18 protein-coding genes are annotated in these 22,479 nt (G+C 61.9%); 9 read left to right on the forward strand and 9 right to left on the reverse strand.

Annotated features, from left to right (window positions below; translation table 11 throughout):
* Nucleotides 1-19: 19 nt before the first annotated feature.
* Both BSE24067_RS02135 and BSE24067_RS02140 read right to left on the reverse strand, forming a co-directional pair.
* Nucleotides 20-331 carry a recombinase-like helix-turn-helix domain-containing protein gene (locus BSE24067_RS02135; protein WP_021161516.1) on the reverse strand — a complete coding sequence of 104 codons (312 nt, stop codon included), beginning with the start codon at nt 329-331 and terminating at the stop codon, nt 20-22.
* A 1-nt stretch (nt 332) separates the two neighbouring features.
* Nucleotides 333-650, reverse strand: a complete 318-nt coding sequence (locus tag BSE24067_RS02140; RefSeq protein WP_011354710.1) for a non-heme iron oxygenase ferredoxin subunit — start codon at nt 648-650, stop codon at nt 333-335.
* A 449-nt stretch (nt 651-1,099) separates the two neighbouring features.
* On the opposite strand from BSE24067_RS02140, the gene BSE24067_RS02145 reads away from it, so the two are divergent.
* Nucleotides 1,100-2,179: a porin gene (locus BSE24067_RS02145; protein WP_151063618.1), complete on the forward strand. Its 1,080-nt coding sequence runs from the start codon at nt 1,100-1,102 to the stop codon at nt 2,177-2,179.
* A gap of 124 nt (nt 2,180-2,303) precedes the next feature.
* Here BSE24067_RS02145 and BSE24067_RS02150 read toward each other — a convergent pair whose 3' ends face one another.
* The 4 genes from BSE24067_RS02150 to BSE24067_RS02165 all read right to left on the reverse strand — a co-directional run bounded on the left by BSE24067_RS02150 (nt 2,304) and on the right by BSE24067_RS02165 (nt 6,103).
* Nucleotides 2,304-3,236, reverse strand: a complete 933-nt coding sequence (locus tag BSE24067_RS02150) for an IclR family transcriptional regulator (RefSeq protein ID WP_151063617.1) — start codon at nt 3,234-3,236, stop codon at nt 2,304-2,306.
* A 386-nt stretch (nt 3,237-3,622) separates the two neighbouring features.
* Nucleotides 3,623-3,829, reverse strand: a complete 207-nt coding sequence (locus BSE24067_RS02155) for a hypothetical protein (protein ID WP_151063616.1) — start codon at nt 3,827-3,829, stop codon at nt 3,623-3,625.
* 318 nt (nt 3,830-4,147) lie between these two features.
* The gene (locus tag BSE24067_RS02160) at nt 4,148-4,750 is read right to left on the reverse strand and encodes an alpha-ketoglutarate-dependent dioxygenase AlkB family protein (RefSeq protein WP_151063615.1); all 603 of its coding nucleotides are present in this window, start codon (nt 4,748-4,750) and stop codon (nt 4,148-4,150) included.
* A gap of 204 nt (nt 4,751-4,954) precedes the next feature.
* Nucleotides 4,955-6,103 (reverse strand): metallophosphoesterase, encoded by a 1,149-nt coding sequence (locus BSE24067_RS02165; protein ID WP_151063614.1) that lies wholly within the window; start codon nt 6,101-6,103, stop codon nt 4,955-4,957.
* A gap of 230 nt (nt 6,104-6,333) precedes the next feature.
* Here BSE24067_RS02165 and BSE24067_RS32735 point away from each other — a divergent pair, with 230 nt between their 5' ends.
* The gene (locus BSE24067_RS32735; protein WP_279612896.1) at nt 6,334-6,462 is read left to right on the forward strand and encodes a hypothetical protein; all 129 of its coding nucleotides are present in this window, start codon (nt 6,334-6,336) and stop codon (nt 6,460-6,462) included.
* A gap of 364 nt (nt 6,463-6,826) precedes the next feature.
* On the forward strand, nt 6,827-7,534 hold the full coding sequence (locus BSE24067_RS02170; protein WP_151063612.1) for an MgtC/SapB family protein: 708 nt from the start codon (nt 6,827-6,829) through the stop codon (nt 7,532-7,534).
* Nucleotides 7,535-7,571: 37 nt separating this feature from the next.
* Here BSE24067_RS02170 and BSE24067_RS02175 read toward each other — a convergent pair whose 3' ends face one another.
* Nucleotides 7,572-8,291 (reverse strand): autoinducer binding domain-containing protein, encoded by a 720-nt coding sequence (locus BSE24067_RS02175; protein WP_151063611.1) that lies wholly within the window; start codon nt 8,289-8,291, stop codon nt 7,572-7,574.
* 73 nt (nt 8,292-8,364) lie between these two features.
* Between BSE24067_RS02175 and BSE24067_RS02180 the strand changes: the two genes are divergently transcribed.
* The 3 genes from BSE24067_RS02180 to BSE24067_RS02190 all read left to right on the forward strand — a co-directional run bounded on the left by BSE24067_RS02180 (nt 8,365) and on the right by BSE24067_RS02190 (nt 10,434).
* The gene (locus BSE24067_RS02180; RefSeq protein WP_151063610.1) at nt 8,365-8,808 is read left to right on the forward strand and encodes a DUF4902 domain-containing protein; all 444 of its coding nucleotides are present in this window, start codon (nt 8,365-8,367) and stop codon (nt 8,806-8,808) included.
* Nucleotides 8,809-9,017: 209 nt separating this feature from the next.
* Entirely contained in the window at nt 9,018-9,626 is a 609-nt protein-coding gene (locus BSE24067_RS02185; RefSeq protein WP_151063609.1) for an acyl-homoserine-lactone synthase, read from the forward strand.
* A gap of 52 nt (nt 9,627-9,678) precedes the next feature.
* A complete protein-coding gene (locus BSE24067_RS02190; protein ID WP_151063608.1) occupies nt 9,679-10,434 on the forward strand; it encodes a hypothetical protein in 756 nt (251 codons plus the stop codon).
* Between the two features lie 446 nt (nt 10,435-10,880).
* On the opposite strand, the gene BSE24067_RS02195 is transcribed toward BSE24067_RS02190, so the two are convergent.
* On the reverse strand, nt 10,881-11,936 hold the full coding sequence (locus tag BSE24067_RS02195) for an N-acyl homoserine lactonase (protein WP_244130485.1): 1,056 nt from the start codon (nt 11,934-11,936) through the stop codon (nt 10,881-10,883).
* A gap of 489 nt (nt 11,937-12,425) precedes the next feature.
* Entirely contained in the window at nt 12,426-15,332 is a 2,907-nt protein-coding gene (locus BSE24067_RS02200; protein WP_170297440.1) for a YadA-like family protein, read from the reverse strand.
* A gap of 728 nt (nt 15,333-16,060) precedes the next feature.
* Between BSE24067_RS02200 and BSE24067_RS02205 the strand changes: the two genes are divergently transcribed.
* From BSE24067_RS02205 to BSE24067_RS02215, 3 genes are all read left to right on the forward strand, one after another.
* Nucleotides 16,061-17,089: a hypothetical protein gene (locus tag BSE24067_RS02205; RefSeq protein WP_151063606.1), complete on the forward strand. Its 1,029-nt coding sequence runs from the start codon at nt 16,061-16,063 to the stop codon at nt 17,087-17,089.
* 968 nt (nt 17,090-18,057) lie between these two features.
* On the forward strand, nt 18,058-18,699 hold the full coding sequence (locus BSE24067_RS02210; protein ID WP_151063605.1) for a response regulator: 642 nt from the start codon (nt 18,058-18,060) through the stop codon (nt 18,697-18,699).
* A 302-nt stretch (nt 18,700-19,001) separates the two neighbouring features.
* The gene (locus BSE24067_RS02215; RefSeq protein WP_249043805.1) at nt 19,002-22,472 is read left to right on the forward strand and encodes an ATP-binding protein; all 3,471 of its coding nucleotides are present in this window, start codon (nt 19,002-19,004) and stop codon (nt 22,470-22,472) included.
* The last annotated feature ends 7 nt before the right edge of the window (nt 22,473-22,479 follow it).

The following is a 22,479-nucleotide window of genomic DNA, read 5'->3' on the forward strand; positions in this document are numbered from 1 at the left end:
CGCGGCGCGGTCGGTGCGCTCATTCCGCCAGCGACGCCATTTCGGCGCGGAAGCGCTCAGGTGTCCAGACCGTGCCGTCCGGCGCGCGGAAGCCGATGCGGTTCAAGCCCGCGACGACGTCGTCCAGCTCGGTCGCGCCGCTCTCGAACACGCGTTCGAGTGCATCGCCGAGGTCGTTCTCATACTGCGTCGGCGCGGCCTTGCGGTTCTGCCACACCTGGTTCTCGGCCTGCCCCGGGATCTCGATCTGCCCCTTGCCGGCAACGTTGTTCGGCTGCGGCGCCACCCACGGCTTCAGGAAGGGATTGAAATTGACGGTCGCTTCTTTCATGTCACTCCACCTTGATCTGGATTTCTTCACCGGCGAGGCGCACCGCGTACTGCTTCAGCGCGCGCCCGCCCGGGCCCTTCAGGCATTCGCCGGTCTTGATGTCGAACACGGCCTCGTGCAGCGGGCACTCGACCGTGCCTTCGTCGACGAAGCCCTGCGTCAGCAGCGCGTACGCATGCGGGCACACGTTCTCGAGCGCATACACGTCGTCGCCGACGCGGTAGATCCCGATTTCGACGCCGTCGGTCCGCTTGAACTCGATCGGCGTGTCTTCCGACAGCGCGCCGGCATGACCGGCGCAAACCCATTGTTCAGACATCTCACACCCTTCCTTCTGATCGACTCTCGGTTCGCTCCGGATTTGTTCCATATCCGGAACAGCAGTTTATGGATGGTGATTATAGGAGTGACGCTTCACGAGTAAAACAAAAAGCTGCATGTCCTAGGGAAAACACTGAACGCGCGGTGGGCGATCACGCGCCCGGGCCGTATCACGTTTAATTTTTTGTTTATTGACGGGGGTTTAAGTCTGATTTACGCGATCCTCCCGCCCGCGTCGGGGATGACCCGCACCGCCATCCGGCCCGATAAATTTATTTTTGATACTCGGCACGACGCCCCTATACTCCATTCCATCAGAGGCACGATGTTCCTTATATGGAACATAAAAATGCCCGCTCGGTGGTGCAGATCGCGCGACGGCCGGCCGTCCCCCGCGCCCGCCGCCACAGCATGTTTTCCACCAGGTTTGGAGAGTCAGGAGATCAAATGGTCAAGCAAGCGGTAGCAGCAGCAGTCATCGGAATGGGCGCGCTGTCGGGCGCGTGGGCGCAGAGCAGCGTGGTGCTGTACGGCAGCCTGGATGCCGGCGTCGCGTACGTGAACAACGTCGGCGGACATGCGAAGTGGGCGATGATCCAGGGCAACACCCAGCCCGACCGGTGGGGGCTGAAAGGCAAGGAAGACCTCGGCGGCGGCCTGTCCGCTATCTTCCAGCTCGAAAACGGCTTCTATACGAACAACGGCCAGTTCGCGACCGCGAACACGATCTGGAACCGCGCCGCCTACGTCGGCCTGAGCTCGGACCGTTACGGCACGCTGACGCTCGGCCGCCAGACGCCGCTGACGTTCGACTATCTCGATCCGCTCAGCACCGCGTACCTCGCGCTGAGCTGGTTTGCGTTCCACCCCGGCAACATCGACGGGCTCGCCGCGACCGGCAACGTGCCGTACAACAACGCGGTCAAGTACCGGTCGCCGAGCTTCGCGGGCTTGTCGGCGGCGGCGACGATGGCGCTCGGCAACACGACGAACTTCTCGACCGGCAAGTCGGTCGGCGTCGCGCTGAACTATGCGAACGGGCCGTTCAAGGCGTCGGCCGTGTACTCGAACGAGCACGACCGCGCGATCCTGATCGGCCAGACCGGCATCGCGTCGTTCCAGGGGCAGAACACCGCGAACGGCTATCTCGCGAACAAGGTCGAGAACATCGGCGCGGGCGCGTCGTACCAGATCGGCGACTTCCTCGTGCACGGCCTTTACACGCGCGTGAAGATGCAGTCGAACGGCTTTTCCGACACGTTCCAGAGCTACGACGCGGGCGTGAACTATCGCAGCAGCGCGTTCAACACGATCGCGGGCGGCGCGGCGACGACGACGCTGGCCGGCCGCCGCTGGACGCAGGTCGAGCTCGGCGACATCTACGCGCTGTCCAAGCGCACGCAGCTCTATGCGAACGTACTTTACGAACACGGTTCGGGCGGCGCGAAGGCCGCGTTCTTCACGGCCGGCACGTCGAGCACGGCGAATCAGGTGATCGTGCTGACCGGCATTCACCACTCGTTCTGAGCGGCGCCGGGCGCGCTCCGCGCGATGCCGGAAACGAAAAGAGCAGCCGGCGGGCTGCTCTTTTGTCATTGACGGCGGACTGTTGATGACTCGCGGAGCCGCGCGAAGCGGATCGTCGGACGGATCAGAACATCGCGACGCGGTGCCGCGCATGCGCGAACGTCGGGTCGCTTTCGAGCGGCCGGTAGTTCAGCCGTTGCGACAGGTCGACCGCCGCGCCGCACACCGCTTCGACGAGCCGCTCCTTCTCGCCCGCCTCGCCGATCTCCGAGCGCGGCACCGTCGCGGTGATCGCCGCGACGATCGCGCCCGAATGGTCGCGCACGGGCGCGGTCACGGCCGAGATGCCGCTCTCGAATGCAGCCTCGCTGACCGCATAGCCGAGCCGCGCGTAATGACGCACGCGCTCGTACAACTCGTCGACGGTGCCCGGCGTGCGCTCGGTGAATTGTTCGAGCCGCTTCTCCGGATACAGCTGGCGCAGCGCGTCGCGCGTGAGGTCGCCCATCAGCACGTGGCCGTGCACGGTCGCATGCGCGGGCAGCCGCGTGCCGACGTGCACCTTCACCGAACCGAACATCGACGTGTTGCTCTGCGCCTTCGCGACGAACACGACATCGCGCTGGTCGCGGATCAGCAGATGCGTCGACAGGCCCGTCGTGTCGCGCAGCCGTTCGAGCACGGGCGTGCCGAGATCGGTCAGTTCCAGCGAATTCAGGTATTCGAAGCCGAGCCGCAGCACGCCGACGCCGAGCCGGAAATAGCGGTCGCCGTTCACGCGCTCGAGAAAACCGAGCGCTTCGAGCGTCTGCAGCAGACGGAAGGTGGTCGTGCGCGGGATGCCGATGCGCTTCGACAGCTCCGGCGCGCCGAGCACCGGCTCGCGCGCGGAGAATTCGGCGAGGATCCGCAGCCCGCGCTCGAGGCCCGGAACCAGGTACGACGATGCGCCGCCGGACGATTCGTCGTCGCCCGCGCCCGGCTTCGATGCGTCGTGGCCGACGTCGTCGCGCGGCGCGCTTGCCGGCTTCGCCGGCGGTTTCGATGCGCCGCTCATCGTTGGATTGACCCTGTGCACATGGACGGAATGGAAGCGTTCACGAAAGACCCGCAATGCTCGATTATGGATTTTCGGCCGGACCGGATCAACACGATCCGGCGTCGCGGCCGACGGGCCGATGGGTGGCCGGGCCAGCCGGACAGCCGCATGGCCCGATGCGACCGGAAGGATAACAGCGACGGACAGGGCCGCCCACCGGAACGTCGCCATCGGTCAGCGCCGAGCTGCGCGTGCACGACATGCGTTGCGCGCGCATCACGTCCTGGCATTCAGCGGCACGATCGCGTGCCGATGCAGCAGCGACCACGAACGGGGAAACGAAGAACGGAACGGATGGAAACAAACGACCACGCCGATCCGCGAACGCGATCGGCTCGACGGCGTCAGGCCGTCATCGCGTAGTCATACTCGGCGCGCGCGCGCTGACCGGCGGCGTACGCGTCGGCTTCGCCGCGGAAGCCTTCCGTACTGAATGCGACGACTTTCACACCGACGCCGGACGCCCGTTTCACCGTCAGCGCCCATTGCCATCCACCGTCTTGTTCGAAGACGTGCAGCGAGGGTTCCAGGGATGGGTCCAGTACGGTCACGGATATGCTCCTGCCCGGCGCGCCGGCCTGCGCGCGGGCATGTCGTAAATATGTGCCGGCTCGCGGCACGTTTCGGTCATTCGATAGTTTAGACAAGGAATGTTGCGACGCACCATCAGGGCTTACACTTGCCTATCGAAACCGGGCGGTCGATCGCATACCTCGCGAATCCATATGCCGCCGGCCTTCCCGGCCCATTCCACTGCACTTTTCATACGGCGTGCGGCAACGTGCCACATGGACACCGAATTGCTCGGCTCGGCCGCAAAAGGGGCGCGGCCCCGGGCGCCCGGGTGAAGCGATCGGCGTCGCCGACGATCAGCGGCTCGCCGCCGACACCACCCGCCTGAACGTCAGATTGACGCGCTCGCCGTGCACGGCCGGCGCCTTCGGCACGCGGTGCTGCCATTCGGCCTGCGTGCGGCCGCGCATCACCAGCAGGCTGCCGTGCGTCAGCCGGTACGCATGCACGACGCCGGTCACACGATGACGCAGGTCGAACACGCGCATCGCGCCAAGGCTCACCGACGCGATCACCGGCGCGTCGCCGAGCTCCGGCTCGTTGTCCGCATGCCAGCCGAGGCTGTCCTGCCCGTTGCGGTAACGATTCAGCAGCACGCTGTTGAAACAGGCGCCGCAGGTTGCCTCGACCGCGCGCTTCAGTTCGAGTACGGTCGGCGTCCACGGCGCGGGCACGTTGCGGATTCCCGAATACACGTACACGGCGTCCGGCTCGCCCTGCCACGCGGTGAGCCGCGGCAGCGGAATGCGGCCGCGCGGCGTGCGGATCGTGTCCTGCCGCCACGCGACTTCGCCGATCAGCGCGGCCAGCACGCGATCGGCGTCGGACGATCCGAGCCAGTCCGGGTACCAATCCACGTCGGGCACGGGTGCATCGGCAAAAAGATCGGGCGTCGACATGGCGGAATCAGGCAAAAAATGAACGGTGCGGACGGGCCATGTCTGCATGGTAGCCACCGGCGACGCGCACCGCCATGCGCTGTCATTCCGGCAATCGGCACGCGGGTGCGGATGAAGCGCGCCGCTACGCCGCGGTTGATCGACGCGATCAAATTCGGTCTGACGTCGATGAGCACAAGCCCCGCACGCATCGCCCGATGCGTGCTATCGGCCGCGCGTCAACCGGATCAGCGTGATTTCGGACGGCACGCCGAAGCGGTTCGGCGGTCCCCAGTAGCCGGTGCCGCGGCTGGTGTAGAGCCACATCGCGCCGAACCGGTCCAGCCCGCCGATCACCGGCTGCTGCAGACGCACGAACGGCGGCCACGGGAGAAACTGGCCGCCGTGCGTATGGCCGGACAACTGCACGGTGAAACCCGCGCGGCTCGCCGCTTCCGCACTGCGCGGCTGGTGCGCGAGCAGGATTTTCGTCGTGACGTCGCGCGGTGCGCCGGCCAGTGCCCGTTCCGGGTCGCTGCGATGCGCGGGATCGAATCCGCCGGCCGTGAAGTCGGTGACGCCCGCGAGCACCGCGCGCGCACCGTCGTGCTCGATCACCACGTGCTCGTTCAGCAGCACCTTCAACCCGATCCGGCGGAATTCGTCGATCCACGCGTGCGCGCCGGCGTAATACTCGTGGTTGCCCGTCACGAGAAAGCTGCCGTGGCGCGAGCGCATCTGGCCGAGCGGCGCCGTGTGTTCGCGCAGCCGCTTGACGGAGCCATCGACCACGTCGCCCGTCACGACGACGAGATCGGCGTCCAGCGCATTGACCGCGCGCACGATCCGCTCGATGTACGGCCGCTTGATCGTCGGCCCGACGTGGATGTCCGACAGTTGCACGATCGTGAGTCCGTCGAGCGCGGCAGGCAGCCCGTCGACCGGAATCGACACGCGCTTGACCGCGGCCGTGCGGCGCGCGCCGACGAAGCCGATCGCAGTGACCAGCACCGCACCGGCCAGCACGCCGAGCGCGGTGTCGGACGCCGCACCGCTCCATGCGCCGTCGTGGCCTAGATGCCGCCACGCGACCACACCGAGCAGCACCGGCTCGCGCAGGAACGTCAGCACCAGCAGCGACGAAAAGAACCCCATCGCGAGCGAGCCGGCCCAGCCGACGAGCGTCGCGGGCCAGCCTTCATCGAAGCGGCGCGAGAACATGCCGACCGGAATCAGCACGACGAAACTCGCGAGCACGAGCGCCGCGATCGTGCGCGCGAGCGGCGACGCGAACGCGTCGGGGACGATCCGCAGCCCGACATACAGATGGAACAGCACGCCGATTGCAATGAACCGGACAAAGAAACTTCGCATGGAAACTCGTCCTCGTTGCGATACCGCTTCCGCGCTGCGTCGCGCGAGGCGGTGACGAAAGGTGTCGTCATGCCGCGCGCCACGGGTCGCGCCCTACGCAGGATGGTACACAGATACCGGCCGGAACGACGGTCGTGCCCTGCGGCAGGCGCTGCGAGCACTCGCACGGTGAACGGTTGCCGGCGGGCTGGTTGGTTGTCGAGTTGGTCGCATTAGTCGCATTAGTCGCATTGGTCGCATTGGTCGGATTGGTCGCGTGGGTCGCGTGGGTCGCGTCGGTCGCGTCGGTCGCGTCGGTCGCGTCGGTCGCGTCGGTCGCGTCGGTCGCGTCGGTCGCGTCAGTTGCGTTGGTCGCATGATGCGTGATGCGGGACGTCCGCGCCGTCGCGACCTCTTCCCCGCGGCGGCGCGGACGTTCGCGGCCGGCGGCCAGCGCGGTTGACGCGCATGCGGGCGGCCCACTAGAATGCCGCCCATTCTTCCTTCAGGAACCATCGTGGACAGTTGCAGCACTCCGTTGCGTGCGCCGCTTGCCGCCTGAACGCCTGTCCGACGCAGTCCTCCTGCCGCGGCTCGCGTTCCGCGAGCCCGCACGCCGCCCGTTTCACATTGAATGACGCATTCGCGCGGTACAGTACCGCGCGATGACGGCCATGGTGCCGCGCGCGGCCTCGCGCCGCCGCGACGCGGGCCGTCAGGCGCGCCTTGCACGGCAGGACACTCATGACTTTCGATTTCGCACTTCGTCTTTTCACCGCGTTCGCCTGCGGCGTCGCGATCGGCCTCGAACGCCAGATGCGGCAACGCACGGCCGGCCTGCGCACCATCACGCTCGTCGCGAGCGGCGCGTGCCTGTTCGTCACGCTCGGCGTGCTGACCGGCAACGGCGTGGCCGGCGTCACTCAGATCGCCGCGTACGTCGTATCCGGCGTCGGCTTTCTCGGCGGCGGCGTGATCATGCGCGACAAGGGCTCGATCCAGGGGATCAACACGGCCGCGACGCTGTGGTGCTCGGCCGCCGTCGGCGTGCTGGCCGGCTCAGGCCATTACGTGCCTGCACTGGCCGGCACCGGCGTCGTGCTGCTCACCAACACGGTGCTGCGCGGCGTCAGCCAGACGATCAACGCGACGCCCGTGTCGAACGCCGATCTCGTGCGCGAATACCAGATCACCGTGATCTGCGTGGCCGCCGACGAGGTGCACATCCGCACGCTGCTGTCGAATTCGATGTACGCGAAACCATTGTCGTTCCAGAGCCTCACGAGCGAGGACGTACCCGAGCAGCCGGACCGGCTGAAGGTGACGGCGACGCTGAAGCTGCATCCGAAGGATCAGCAGAAGCTCGAGCAGATCGCGAGCCGGATGAGCATGGAGAAGAGCATTTCCAGCGTGAGCTGGACCGCGAAGGAAGCGGAGCCGATGATGGAGTGAGCGGCGGCGGCCCGGCCGCACCGTTTCCGGCCGCCCGTCAGGGCGCGTCGATGAGCCCGGCCGAGATCGCCTTGACCACCGCCTGGACCTTGTTGGTCGCGGCGAGTTTCTCGAGGATGTTGTTCACGTGGAAGTTGACCGTGCGCTCCGAGATGCTCAGTATCTGGCCGATCTCGCACGCCGTCTTGCCTTCCGCCGTCCAGCACAGCACCTCGCGCTCGCGCGCGGTCAGCGTGACGCTCGCCTCGGGCGACAGCTTCGGCACCATGAAGCGGCTCATCAGCGAATGCGACAGGTTCGCGAGCCAGTTGGTCTGCAGCGTCAGCATGTTGATTTCGGCCGGCGTGAGCCGGTCTGCATGACGCGCGATGCTCAGCAGGCCGAACGCGCCGCGCGCCGCCCAACTCGACTGCGCGACGCCCACCGACAGCCCGTAGTCGCGCGCATCCTGCCACAGCGGACACGGATCGATCTGGTCGACGTCCGGCCAGACGATCATGTTGGTGCTCAGCGCGCCGTCGCGAACCGTCGAGTCGATCTCGATGTAGTTCTGCGCCTGATAGTGCGCCATCCAGCCATCCGGATAGGTATTGAAGATCGCGACCGCCGGCTTCGACACGGGCAGCGGCACGCGAATGCCGTAACAGCAATATTCGAAGCCCAGGCGTTTAGAATAGGCGGCGATCCGCTGGAAGAGCTGCTGCTCGTCTTCCGCGGCACTGAACTGTTGGTAGGCATCCTGCCAGCGCAATTCCATTCTTTCTCCGACAACGTCACGCTGTCATACCTGTCAGGTGCCAGCACCGGTTGGGGGCTGATACATTCCGCGCATGACTTCACCTTTGTTGCATCCGGTCCGCGGCCCGTCTCCGGACGGCTACGTGCGCCTGTCCGAAAGCGCACTGGCCGCGCTCGCGCTCGACCATGTCGCGAGCGGCCTCGATGCATCGCTGCTCGCGGAACTGCGCGACAGCGCCATCGACGCGCGCCTGGCAGGCTATACCGAATGGCACCGCCCGGCCAGCGCCGGCGTCGCTTACGTGACGGTCGGCTGGGACTGGTATCTCGAGCGCGCGACGGGCGCGTTCGTCATCGCGGGCGGCGACGTCCGCAGCAACATCATGGCCGTCGACGCCGCGGGCGCCGACCTCGGCATGTTCCGCACCGCCGCCGCGCTCGTCGCGCGGCTCGCCTGTGTCGACTGGCCCGCGGCGGTCGCGTCGGCACTCGCCGGCCGCGACGGTGCCTATCATGCCGGTCCGACGCTCCAGTGACAACCGGCCACGCTTTCGTCTGACATTTCCACAAGACTGGCGCTCTTTATAAGCAAAAGCCGAGCGTATTTCAATCCCGCCGATCAAGAAACCGTTACCACCGGTCAAATCGCATCGGCCGATCGTCACCCTGTAAGAGTTACCAGTTACCGCCTCCTCGGGACGCGCGATGTAATGCGTGCATACCAAAGAACCAATCCGAGGACACCATGCGGACCTTCGTTCACGAGGAAGGGCGGTTGCCGTACGAACTTGCAGCGGATCTCGGGCGCTACCGGCGCCGTGTATTCGTCGAACAGCTCGGCTGGGCGCTGCCGTCGGCGAACGAAAGCTTCGAGCGCGACGAGTTCGATCGCGACGATACCGTCTACGTGTTCGCGAGAAACGCCCGCGGCGACATGTGCGGATGTGCGCGACTGCTGCCGACGACGCGCCCGTATCTGCTGAAGTCGCTGTTCGCCGACCTGATCGCCGAAGACGTCGCGCTGCCGCAATCGGCTGCCGTCTGGGAGCTGTCGCGGTTTGCGGCCACCGGCGACGAACACGGCGCGGGAAACGCCGAGTGGGCCGTCCGCCCGATGCTCGCCGCCGTCGTCGAATGCGCGGCGCAGCTGGGTGCGCGGCAGCTGATCGGCGTGACCTTCGCGAGCATGGAGCGGCTGTTCCGCCGGATCGGTGTGCACGCGCACCGCGCAGGGCCGCCCAGGCAGGTGGACGGTCGTCTGGTGGTCGCGTGCTGGATCGACATCGATCCGCAAACGTTTGCCGCACTTGGAATCGAGCCGGGACGGGCCGCCCGGGAAGCCATCGCCGCCTGAGCCGGAACGCGCGTAGTCCGGCCGGGCGGCATCGTAACGAAGGAGAAATACCGTGGACCAGTCTCAGGTCTTTCGCGCGATGATGCCCGGGTTGACTAGCGCCGGCGGTGCCCGCATCGCGGTCGCCTACCCGTCGTTTCCGCGGCCGCTGCCGCTCGTGCGGCTCGATCGCCGCGGGCTCGTGTTCCGCGCTGCCGGTGCCGCGCCGCTCGTATGCGGGCTGCCGCGTGCAGCCACGCTGCTGGCTGCCGATGAGCCGCTCTGCTCGCTGCGTCTCGTGATCCGCGACGTCGCCGCGGCCGGCGGCGGCCAGCACGATCTGACGATGCAGCCGTCCGGCGCCGCCGGCGACGAGTTGCTGTGGCACGCGCTGCGAGAGCGCGAACCGTACCGCCGGATCCGCGAGCCGCTCGCGCCCGTCGATGCGGCCATCGCACCGAATGGCGCGCCGGCGGCTGCCGACGTCCCGCGGCCGTCGCGCAGTGCGGCGTTCCGTCTGCGTTGCCACAGCGATGCGCTGTTCTTCGCCGACTGGCTCGAATATCACTTCGACGAGCTGCGCGCGCTGTCACAGCAGCGCGGGCCGCAATTGCAGCTCAACGAGTTGCAGCGGCAGGTAGCCGACGACGAGGTCGGCGTGCGCTTCGTCTACGACATCGACGGGCACGCGACACGCCATGTACTGAACGATTGCGCGCGCGAGGCGTGCGCGTGGATCGAGAGCGAGATGCGCGACAAGTATGCGGTACCGGTTGCGCAGGAGCGGTTCGGCGGGTATGCCGCGCATGCACGTGCGGGTGGCTTGTGACGACGAAGTCAGCCGTGCAACCGGCTGTGGTTTTGCAGCGGCCGGCGGGACGCCGGCACGGATCAACGACGCGTTGCGCGCCCTTGCGGCAAAAAGCCGCCGACGCTGCGTTGCACAATTACAACTAGGGCTTGCCATCCCTCGGGTTTTCCCTTAAAGTTGCAGCTGTCTCCTCCATGTCTCCAAACATGGATTCAGCCCGCTCCAGTAGCGGGCTTTTTCTTGCCCGCAAGAAATTATAGGGGCCATATCTCCCTATCTGCTTGCGGCGCTCGCGTTCACATCCGTAGAAGCAGATCAGGGCAAGTACCAGCGCGAGCAGTACGCAGGGCGCCGCGTGCGCGACAAACGCCGCATTCCATAGCAGTGCATGTCCGCGCGACCGCATGGGCCCCGAAGTGGATGCGAAAATCAGCAACCCGTCCCGAGCCCTGAGCAGTTCAATATCACGCGGGAGGAATCGGTGGAACCAGCGAAACCGGATCAACTGGCGGATCCGCAATTTGCGGAGGCACAACCATCTGATCATTTTTGTCATAGACGAACGTAGCCTCGTCTGACCGCGATGACGGAAGCGTTATCCGGATGATGGGTACGATGCGCTTCGAGGCTTGCTGGTAATCCACTTGGTCACCTTGGGCGCCTTTGAGTCCATTTGTGCGACCTGCAAGATAGAAAAATGCCATGATTGGCAGCTTCTCAGGGATATCTTGCTCCCATGTAGCCAAACGCAGCTCATTTTGCTCGTGCATGGATTCTTCGCCGATCAATGCCATTGCCTCAATGCTGGTTTTGAAAATCGCGGCGGTCGCTGGGGCGCCGTGATGTACATCGAAGCCACATTGGTGTGCGTGCTTATTGCCACTTGTGCTGCGGTAGTGTGAAAGCCATTCCGAAGCAGTTGAAATGCCTCGCGCCTGACATGGACCGCTGTCAGTCGGAAAAGAGTTATCCGCGCCGCATCCTTTGTCCACTCGATTTTCAGTGTTGGCGTCGATCGGGAATGAGCATAGAACTTCGGGCTCAATGACATTCGGCTTTATATTATACCTATAAGGAACGAAAATTAACCCATTACTGTACCCATAAGCCAGTTTGCTGAATTTCGAATCTTTTCGAAGATAGGAGAACGAGACTCCTCCACTCACAACGGAAGCGGGACTCGGGTTCCACGAGTGGTACTGAGACGAATGCATGGTCCCGCGAAGCATTACCCCGGAACAGCGAAACGCTGGGTTTGTCGCACTACCGCAATCTCCGGCCAGATTATTGTAATTGTCCGTGAGCTGTTGTGCGACCTTGTTGCCAGCGACTCCGACAAGCGCGACCGAGCCACTTTCGCCCGAGTATGCGCGGGCGAGTGAGATCCCAGCGAGGGAAGACGCCATTACCATCAAGATACAAAACGATTTTAATTTCATTTTTCCACTTTTCTTGAAATGGATAAAATCGACGAGACATGCCGACTTTTCATAATCGGCACTCTTAATATGATTTAGCAAGCGAGCTCCACCATCTCGACCGGACGCCAATGGAATGGACGCTCCTCGACATGGATATGCCGAAATGGCAAATAATCAGAAACGGTGTCGAATAGACGACATGGCGCCGTTAACTTTACCGACGAGATGGGCAGCCCGATGGCGGCATTGCGTATGGGAGTGAATAATGCGTTTCCGCGATTCTCGCTAGCGACGGCTTCGGCGCACGGTAACCGCCCGCGGCCTGTCATGAGCCGCGCGGGAGAATTTCCGGGTGGTTGCTGCGGATATCGTCAGTACTCGCAGGCGATCGATCGTTGAGGTCCCGACGCTCGTTCGGCGCCGCCGTCACTGAGCATATTTGCCCAAGGCCAACGGCTCGTCGGTGGCCTCTGTCTCATCGCTCCATGTCTGCTGGTCCTGTCGCGTGCTGCCGACAGGACCAGCCCTGGCAATCAGGTGCGTCCTAAGCACCACCCGCAACGCAGGTCACAGCGTCATTCCGGTTGCTTACCATACGAGACCGGCGCCGACACCACCCGCCACGGTTCCTCGTGTGTTCGTCGAGCCGGAAGCCTTGATGATCCAGCGCCCAGCGTAGGTGGACAGCCCCACCGCAAGAGCAGACTGGCCGGCGTACGTGCCGCCGCCCACCGCGACGACGCTCTTTCCGGGCGCTGGCGCTTGCGGCAGCGACGCAATGGCCACGGCTGACGCGGTGCCTCCATTTGCATCCGCACGATCGTGTTCGATCTGCGATCGCAAGCCGCCCATCGATTCGTTGAGCTGTTGGACGTTGACGGCATCCGTCGGTGCGACACCGGCCGACACGTTGGTCAGCGTGCGCGTCATGCCCGTGGCGCTGTTGCCGAACGAGACGGCGTTGTCCGCGTCAGCCACGGAACCTGCACCAATCGCAACGCTGTTATTGCCCCAAGCCGTCGCTCCCTGGCCGACCACGGTGCTGTTCTCGCCATGAGCCGATGCAGCTTGCCCGATCGCCGTGCTATTGATTGCACGTGCATCCGCCCGAGCGCCGATCGCTGTCGCGCCCGACGCTTGATGCGCCGAATTCGCGCCGATTGCCGTGGTGTCGCCGGCATCGCTGTTGATGATGGAGCCTGAGCCAGTCCCGACGTCGCTAACGTCCTGGCGCAGATTGGCCATCGTCATGACCTGACTATCCTTGCGCGGGTCGCCTGCATCGGTTTCGATCTTGCTGACGCGATCGTCCATCGCGCCCATTCGGTTTTCGAAGTCGCTTTGCAGCGACGACAACTGGCCATAGTTCACCGCGTCGTATCGGCTCTTGCCATCGGCAACGTTGGTCAGCATCACCGGCGCAGCCGACGGACCGCCCAGCGTCACCGAGCCGTAGTTCGGATTGCCGTGCGAGTCGAGATCGTAGCGCAGCGCCAGCGAATCCGTGGCGCCATACGCCGCAGCCGCCTGCACCGCCTCCGATACCGTCGCGTACCGGTGACCGTGCACTTCAATCGAATGAGTGGCCACGTGGCCGCTTCCATCGACCGTCGTGTCGCCGCCGATCGCGCTCGCAAGACTCGCAGCCGCGCCGTGCAACTGCGCCACGTTCACCGCGTCGGTGCCTTGCGTACCCGCCGCAACATTCGCGATCTGGCGCTCGCTTCCTGCATTGCCCACCGAAACGGTATTGGCTCGACTTGCCCGGGAACCTGCCCCGAGTGCCACGGCGCCGTCCGCGCCTTTTTCCACCAAGGCTTTCGCGCCGAGCGCCATCGCGTCGGTCACGTTCCGGGCAACGCTCGCCCCCGTGCCCAGCGCAATGCCATTCGTCGCGCCCGCCACGGCCTCGGCGCCACTGCCGATCGCAATCGAACTCTCCCCGATCGCGTGCACATTGTTATTGCCGACAGCGATCGCGTTCTCGCCGTTCGCCCTCGCCTGCGAACCGATTGCAAGTGCACTGGCGCCATTCGTCGTCACATGCGATCCGATCGCCACCGAGTACGGCTGGCCGGCACCGGTTTGCGCCATATTGCCGATCGCCACGGAGTTGTCCGAGTTCGCGATGGTACGCATGCCAATGGCAATCGTGTCTGCGCCCGACGCAACTGACCCGACACCGATTGCAGCCGAGGTCGTATTCGCCGGATCGCCGTCGGCGATACTCGCCGCGTTCGGCAGGCTGCCGTCAGCGCCCTGGCCGTCGATCAGCACGAAATTCGACAAACGTTGCTCGTCGATGGCAGAGGGATTGGCAGCCAGCAAGCTGCGCCGCGACGCCAGATCGGACGAGAGCTTGTCGGTACGGCTCGACACCTTCCCGATCGCATCAGTCAGCTGATTCAAGTTGACTGCGTCGGTACCTTTCGTCCCCGCCGCGAGATTCGAAATGCGGCGCTCGCGCCCAACGTCGCCAATCGACACTTGATTAGCTTCCATCGCGACCGAGTTGATACCGATCGCGACCGAATTGAGTCCGGTCACGCGCGAACCAGCACCCAAAGCGATCGAGCCGTTCGCTATCGCATTTGCACCGGCGCCAACTGCAACGGCATTCGTTCCCGTCGCAATCGCGTCTACACCTTGCGGCTTGATCTGGATGGACTTCATCGCAAGGCTGACGTCAGCCAACTCATCCCGTATCGGCCGCGTAGCAGCAGTCAATTGCCCCACATTGACCGCATCGGTATCCGCGCTGCCTGCCGCGACGTTCTTCAACGTCGTGCCATGCTCGCCACGCAGCGTTATCGTGCTGCCGGCGGCACCGTCGTACGTCACCGCGTTCGGATCCATACCGCCGCCACTGTCCGCGGCTGCCGCGATCGCGTCGCCGACGTTACCGTAGGTTTTGTCACCGACGCGATACTTCGGCGCCGTCACGTTACCTGCCGTGTCCACCGTCGAACCGCCCCCAAGTGCCGTCGCGACGCTCTGTGACGCACGGTGCAATTGCGAACCGTTTATCGCTTCCATACTCGTCGCGCTGACCGTGCCGGCCGCCACGTTCTTCAGTGTCGTGCCCTTCACGCCAAGCGTGACCGAACGCTTTGCAGAATCGTCATAAACGACCGCATTCGGATCCGTACCGCTATCGGCGGCTGCCGCGATCGCATCCGCGACGTTGTCGAATGATTTGCCGCCCACTTGATATGTCGGCGCCGATACGTGGCCGTTGGTGTCGATGTTCACGCCAAGCACGTTCGCCACCCTCGAAAGCTGGTTGACGTTGACCGCATCACCGGCGCGGCCGCCGTTCCTGACGTTGGAGACTCTGGAACCCGAAACGCTGATTCCGTCCTTGGACGACAACACAAGCCGATTGCCGGCAATGGTCGCTCCTTCCGCATCGACGATTATCCGATTCGCCTTGAACGGATCGTCACCATAAAACAGCCCGGCTGATTTACTTCCCGCCCATACTCCCGACCACAAATATGTATCAGCCCCATTCCCGGAGGCAAGATAAGAAAAATATCGGCCCGCCATCTGGGAAAAATGCGCCCCACGCAACCCCCTATATTTTGAATTATCCCATCTAGCGCAACTTTCAAATAGCAAGCCGCTATTTATGCAGTTACTGGCCGCAGGGGTTTCATATCCAATATATGGATTATGCGCATACGCAGCAGAAGAGAACAGGACGCCACACCCGCCGCCGGCGACCATTGCAAGCACGACGGGAACCTTATACAGCCTGCGCGTTCCCACATGCAACACCATGCCCGAAACAAATTTACATCGCATACCAATCAATTCCGATAATTACAACACAAACCGAAAACCAATAAAAATTATGCAGTTTCTGAAATCTGGCTGCATCGGCGGCAGAATACCGGCATCCGGGGGCCAGCCTCAACACATAGTCTTCGTACCGTTGTAATTTCGGAAATTTTTCGATTTCCAGAATTATCCAGCAGCGTTTCGGGATGAATGCGCTTATTGTTCCGGCCGTGCGGCTACATAAATCCGGTTGGCGCCAACCACTCTGCGCGGTGTAACGACGGATTCGATGCATAGCGTCCTTGGAGCACCGATTCCCGGTGTTTTATCTGTCGAAAATCTAATTAAGGGCGTAAGCAATATCACGTCCGCGCCCTCGATTGCGCTAGACAACACGTCGATAAAAGCCATTCAACCTTTCCACCGCAAACGATTTTTCCTTGAAACACGACAACCCCTGCAACATCGGAACAATATGGAGGAACTTATCGAACAGAAAACGACGATTGAAATCGCAACAAGGCACCGCCAGAAATTTTTACACCAATAGCATCACCATGAATCATTTTCTTAAAATCCACCTGTCTTCAATAGCATTCTTTTTTATCAGCCAAACTGCGGCCGCACAAAACACCGCGGCCCAGGCACAACCCAAAGTTATCGATTACGTCGGACCTATTGCGATCAGCCAACTTTACGATTGGTATTACAAAACGCCCAAAAGCTGCGGCGGCCAGTATCGACCAGCTTTCCTGTGTAGCGGAGTAATGTTGCGCGCCACCGTAGAAAGCCCCGCTTTCCGGCCGTGGAACCCAAGCCCGGCCTCACAAGCCAGTGGCGGCGTTTCTTTCTCCTGGATCAGAGCCGACAGTAACTTTTCAAAGCTTGTTTTTGGTTACAAAAACGGATTCATACTATACCCCGGATATAGCGCACTTAAAGGCAAGGACAGCATCATGGTTCTTTGCGCTTATTCAATGGATGGCGGCACCGACCAGCGCCCCGGAAATGGTTGTGGCGCGTCCACGAACCACCCCGCCGAAAGCCGGCCCTGCGCCGCACAGGGAATCACGGATGCTCAAAAGTGGGTAGAACATTTCAATTCCCTGAAGATAAAATACAGCGATCAATGCGGCTGGGACGTCACCAAAGGACACGCGGGCACGGCAGATCATTTTTATCAAAGTATTCTGGCAAGGCAAAAGATGCTTTCGCCATGGTGGGAGATCCAAAACGAGTTACGGGTCGCCACATGGAAGCAGAACAATGGCGAAAAGCTTCCGATTCATTCGTTTTTCTACATAGCAGGAGACAGCCAGGCCCTAACCAATGCCAAATACGATCAAAAAACCTTCTATCAAGAATATGGAATTGTAGTTCCGGTTATTGCGATCACACTCCCGCCATCAAAAGGAGAGAAAGCCGCTTTTTCCTATAAACGCAGCGATCAATCTCAGGAAGTTTTGTAACCGTTATATGAGAACCTGAAATATCGGCCATCTGTCGACGACGTCACGCGCCGTTACCTTTTCCACGCTTCGATAATCTGGGGCTTTGACAAGCCACGCCCGGCAGGATTCTCGCCCCAATGCAGCCATGATCCATAGGTGTTGTCACCGGGCATGGCGGGTGGCTTGTGGTTTCTGAAAGGAGACAACACGGCGCCGTCGATTCTTCATCAACATCGATGTCGCTGATGCGAGCATCGTGCCGTCGCACTCGAGAGGAATAGCGAGCGTCGATAGTTGGCGATCAGGTAATGAAACAGATGAACGCGCCCGCCCCATGCTGACGGAGGGGCGCGGTGGCCGGCCCGCGGGGGTGCTGCCCAGTAGCCCGATACGGGTTGGGTCGAGGCAGACGTGCGCATCGGCGCGCCCACGCGAAGTTGCTCGCGCACCCGATGCTTACGCGGGCGGACGGGCCCGTTACTTGATCCACACCGAGGAGGCAAATCCGTAGGCGCCGGATCGCGCCGTGATCGCCGGTGATGCTCCCGCAGGCAAACGTGACCTGATGCGCGTGAGCCATGTCATCCGATGCGTAGTCCATGTTTCGACGGAACTCCAGCGCGAGTCCGCACGATATCGAACCTGCCCGATTACGTCGGACCGCTTCAATCTCGAATCTACTCGGTTTCGTCATCGATACCATCGCCAACGTCGCTCGGCACCGAAACACCCCAAAAAAGGGCCGTAACGATCAGCATTCTAATTGCCGCTACACTCACCCAAAGCCCGTCAAAAATAGATTAATAGAAAATGGATAAATACAAAGTACTCCCGATGCGACTGTACGGCAAATTCGTCATTTATGGCATCAGACAATTCTTATTTTTCACAAAATTTGTAGGCGTATTCTGATTTTATTATTTGATGAGCATAGGTGCTCTATCGCTTGCTAAACTTCTCCGAAGTTAATTTGGGGGGATTCTGAAATGGCTTGGCGCGTTGTGCTCGCAGATGACCATCCGATCATGTTGCTCGGTTGCCGCCTTCTGATCGAGCAGAATGGCATGGAGGTCGTGGGAGAGGCCCGCGACCCGAGCGAGTTGATGTCAATCCTGGCCCAGGTTGCTTGCGATGTCGTGATCACGGATTTCTCGATGCCCAACACGGGGCGCGCCGATGGACTCGCAATGCTGTCGACCCTACGGCGGGATCACGGAGCCTTACCCGTCATTGTGCTCACCAATATGGCGAACGCCGGTTTGTTGCGTGCAATGTTGAACGAAGGCGTACTGGGCATCGTGGAAAAAGGAGCGGAAAAAAGCGAACTATTCGCTGCCGTTCGCACCGCCCTGCGAGGCGCGATCTACATCAGTGCCAGACTGCAGCGGGAGTTGACGAAACTTGGACTGACCGAGATGGAAAGCCAGAGGGCTGCAAATTTGACGCCGCGAGAGTTGGAAGTGTTGCGCCTTCTTGCCAGCGGCAAATCACCAACGGAAGTAGGCCAGATACTGCATCGGACCATCAAGACCGTCAGTTGGGCCAAAACATCGGCAAAGCGCAAGCTCGGCCTCAAAAGCGATGCTGCGCTTTACGAGTATGTCGTCAATCTGGGGCTCAATGGCTGATATCGTTTGCCCGGTCGCAACGACGGTCGGAGGTGATGGATAGTCTCGGTTCAGGGTCATGTCCACCGGAATGATTCGGCCCACTCCCCAATCAACTGAAATGTGCGTGCCGCATCGGCGGCAACATCGCAATTCAATCGCACGGTAAGTCAATTTTGAAGAACAGCTTCTGGGTCAGCTTCCGGTTGAGCGCTGCCGTCGTCTTCGCAGTCCTGAGCACGTGCCCGATCGAGTCCGTGACTCTAGAAAATGTCGAAGAATCGACGCTCCGGTCAGCTGTGCCGTGGCCGAAGGAACCGGCGGTGCAGACTCAAATTCATGGAACGGCCGACCGTTTGCCGCTTACACCGGACGAGCGTAGCTGGCTGGCCTCGCTTCCCCCGATCAAGCTGGGCGTGGACCCGCAATGGGCACCCATTGCCTACCTTGACGCGAAGGATCGGCCGAGCGGCATTGCTGCGGACTACCTGGAACATATTTCGGCATCGCTCGGCATTCGCTTTGCTGTCGTGAAAACGAATTCGTGGGCCGAAACCTTGTCGCTCGCACAGTCGGGTGAGCTGGATGCAGCGATACCAGTCAATACGCCGGTCGCCCGTGACGGGGTCTTGCTCTATAGCGTCCCGTTTATCACCCTCCCCGACGTCGTCGTCACTCGACCTCACGCGTCGCCGCAAGGCATCGTCGACCTTGCCGGCCGCCGGGTAGCCATCTCGGATCCCAGCGAACTTCCCGCCACGGTACGGCAACAGATGCCCGAAACGGAAATTGTCGTGGCTGCGAGCGCCCATCAAGCAATGAGCGCAGTGGCAGAAGGACGTGCCGATGCCTACGTCGGAAACGCGGCCATCGTCGATTTCAATATCCGGAACTATTTTCCCGGCATTCTCAAAATCGCGTCGCCGGCCGATCTCGACAGCCGGCTGAGTATTGCAGTCAACCGTCGCTACGAACGACTGATTCCTCTGATCAACCGTGCGATTGCCGCTATCCCGAAACGGGAACGGCAACGCATTCGAAGCCGATGGCTATGGCCTCGATATTCGGCGGGTTTGCCATGGAAAACGTTCGAACTTGTGTTGCTCGGCACCGCGATCGTATTGGCAACCATCACAACTGCATACGTCCGGCTGCGCCGCGAGATCCGCCAGCGATTGGCCGTTGAACGTGAACTGGCAGATCAGCTCAGCTTCCGCGAAGCGCTGATGGAGTCTCTTCCATACCCGCTGGTCGCGAAAGATAGCGCGAACCGATATATCGCACTCAATCACGCTTATGAAACCGCATTCTCGGTAAAGCGCGACGAGCTGATCGGTAAAACGACGCTCGAGGCGTCCCCGCTGGATCCCCAATGGAGCAGGCGCATCCATGCAATAAGTGAACAAGTGCAGGGTCAGCAACAACCACATCATGCCGAGGTCAACCTGATGGATGGCGACCAGAAACAGCGGTCCTGGCTGTACTGGATGCATCCCTTTCAATTACCGAGCGGGAAGCCGGGCGGACTTCTCGTCACGTTGGTGGATGTCACCACCATTCGCGATGCAGAACAACACGCACGCGCATTGGACCAGCGATTGAGGCGCGTGACCGCCCATCTTCCAGCAGTCGTCTTCGAATTGCGTCGCACGCCAAAGGGCTTGCATCATTTTCCTTATATCGGAGGCAATACCCATGCCATGTGGGACCTGGATGCACAGGCGATGGAAGACGATGCGCTGACGGCGCTTTCACGCGTTCACCCCGATGACCGCCCCCTCATCAAATCGGCTGTCAGGCATTCCGCACTGACCATGACGCCCGTCTCCATCGATTTTCGCTGTCTTTCCCATGGATGCGAGCGTTGGATTCACACGGAAGCGACGCCGCAAGCCGAGCATGACGGAACGATATTCTGGAGCGGCGTCTGGTCAGATATCACTCACATCAAGGCGCAAGCCAGGGAACTGGCCCGTGCGAAAGAAGCAGCCGAATTGGCCGCGGCGTCAAAAGCGAGATTTCTGGCCACCATGAGCCATGAGATACGCACACCGATGAACGGGATCGTAGGGATGCTCGAGCTGTTGCGACACGAATCGTTGAGCATCAAGCAGCAGCGGATGCTTCACATGATCGGGGAATCCGCGATGACCTTGATGCAGATTCTCGACGACGTTCTGGACTTCTCGAAGATCGAGGCAGGACAGTTGGAAATCGTGCCCGAGCCGACCGACCTGCGTGCGCTCCTGGACGGAGTCAGTGCCGTGGCCGCTACGCTCGCCCACGACAAGGGCCTCGTCGTGCGCAATTTCGTCAGCCACCGACTCGCCGCCGAACTGGAAATGGACGGCCTGCGTCTTCGCCAGATTCTATTCAACTTGATGAGCAATGCAATCAAGTTCACGGAAAGCGGCGAGGTCGGCATACGCGTCGAGATCATCGACTGCCGCAACGGGCGCCAACGCGTTCGCTTCACGGTACATGACACGGGTATCGGCATCACCCCGGCGCAACTGCAATGTCTGTTCACGCCTTTCACCCAGGCCGACACGTCGATCTCACGCCGATTCGGCGGCACCGGCCTGGGGCTGGCCATCTGCAAACGGCTCGTCGAACTGATGCAGGGCTCCATTCGCATCGAAAGCACCCCGTGTATCGGTACGCACGTGATCGTCGAATTCGACCTGAACGTCCATCTCATGGTTCGTTCTACACCGGTGGCAGGCAAGCAGGCCAGTATCGATCTATCCGACATGGCGCTCGCATCCGCGCTGCGCGAACTCCTGGTGCCGCTCGGCGTCGTCGTGACTAGCGATACTTCGCAGGCGGACATACGCTTTGTGGACGAATGCCAGCCCTCGGACATCCGCGACGACAGGCTCGTTATCGGCCTGACGGACGAACCCATCCCGACGGGATATGAGATCTCGCCGGACGGCATCTGTCGGCTCAGCCACAATCCGTTGACGAGCGCCGCAATCGAAGCACTGTGCCTTCATGCCGTCGCCGTACCTAGCTTCACAGAGACCGATACCCGTCTTCCATCCGCTGAATGTCCGTCGTCAGGCGTTCGCATTCTTGTCGTTGACGACCATCCGATCAATCGGCTTGTCATCGAGGCGCAACTCGCCCGACTCGGTTATACCGTCGTTGCCGCCTCCAACGGTGCGGACGCACTGGATGCACTGGATGAGTACGATATCGCACTGGTACTCAGCGATTGCGCGATGCCGGACATGGATGGCTACGAGCTGGCGAGACGCATCCGCTCAGGCGAGCCCGGGTCGCGGCGCATCCCCATTCTTGCGTTGACGGCCAACGCATTGCCCGACGAAGCAATTCGCTGCGCCGAAGCCGGCATGGACGATCTCCTCGTCAAACCCACGACGCTGACCGTACTGCGCGAGCAGCTTGCACGCTGGCTACCGCCGTCGCCTTGCCTGACACTGACGGACGCCATGCACTGTCTTGCTCCGCCCCTCTCGCCCGAAGACGCCACGCACGTGCAGACGTTGATTCCGGGATTTCTGGTCGAGACCGCGAAGGATATTGCCCTCCTTCAGGCCGCAGTACGAAGCGGCGACGCAGTGGCAGCGGCCGAGCATATTCACCGCATCTCCGGCGCAAGCAAATTGTTCGGTTCGGACGTCGTGGCCGAAGCGGGCGAGCAATTATCGTCGCGACTTCGAGCGGATGGCGTGATCGGCCAGGAGGCGGCACTGTCGGCGTTTTTCGGACAAGTCGAGCTGTTGACTACCAGACTCAACACGTTGATGGCCGCACGGCATGAATAGCGATAGC

Source organism: Burkholderia latens (assembly GCF_902499045.1).
Taxonomy (GTDB): Bacteria; Pseudomonadota; Gammaproteobacteria; order Burkholderiales; family Burkholderiaceae; genus Burkholderia; species Burkholderia latens.

Coding starts and splice junctions, on each gene's coding strand:
- BSE24067_RS02135 (WP_021161516.1), bottom strand. CDS start 331: ATGAAAGAAGCGACCGTCAATTTCAATCCCTTCCTGAAGCCGTGGGTG.
- BSE24067_RS02140 (WP_011354710.1), bottom strand. CDS start 650: ATGTCTGAACAATGGGTTTGCGCCGGTCATGCCGGCGCGCTGTCGGAA.
- BSE24067_RS02145 (WP_151063618.1), top strand. CDS start 1,100: ATGGTCAAGCAAGCGGTAGCAGCAGCAGTCATCGGAATGGGCGCGCTG.
- BSE24067_RS02150 (WP_151063617.1), bottom strand. CDS start 3,236: ATGAGCGGCGCATCGAAACCGCCGGCGAAGCCGGCAAGCGCGCCGCGC.
- BSE24067_RS02160 (WP_151063615.1), bottom strand. CDS start 4,750: ATGTCGACGCCCGATCTTTTTGCCGATGCACCCGTGCCCGACGTGGAT.
- BSE24067_RS02165 (WP_151063614.1), bottom strand. CDS start 6,103: ATGCGAAGTTTCTTTGTCCGGTTCATTGCAATCGGCGTGCTGTTCCAT.
- BSE24067_RS02170 (WP_151063612.1), top strand. CDS start 6,827: ATGACTTTCGATTTCGCACTTCGTCTTTTCACCGCGTTCGCCTGCGGC.
- BSE24067_RS02175 (WP_151063611.1), bottom strand. CDS start 8,291: ATGGAATTGCGCTGGCAGGATGCCTACCAACAGTTCAGTGCCGCGGAA.
- BSE24067_RS02180 (WP_151063610.1), top strand. CDS start 8,365: ATGACTTCACCTTTGTTGCATCCGGTCCGCGGCCCGTCTCCGGACGGC.
- BSE24067_RS02185 (WP_151063609.1), top strand. CDS start 9,018: ATGCGGACCTTCGTTCACGAGGAAGGGCGGTTGCCGTACGAACTTGCA.
- BSE24067_RS02210 (WP_151063605.1), top strand. CDS start 18,058: ATGGCTTGGCGCGTTGTGCTCGCAGATGACCATCCGATCATGTTGCTC.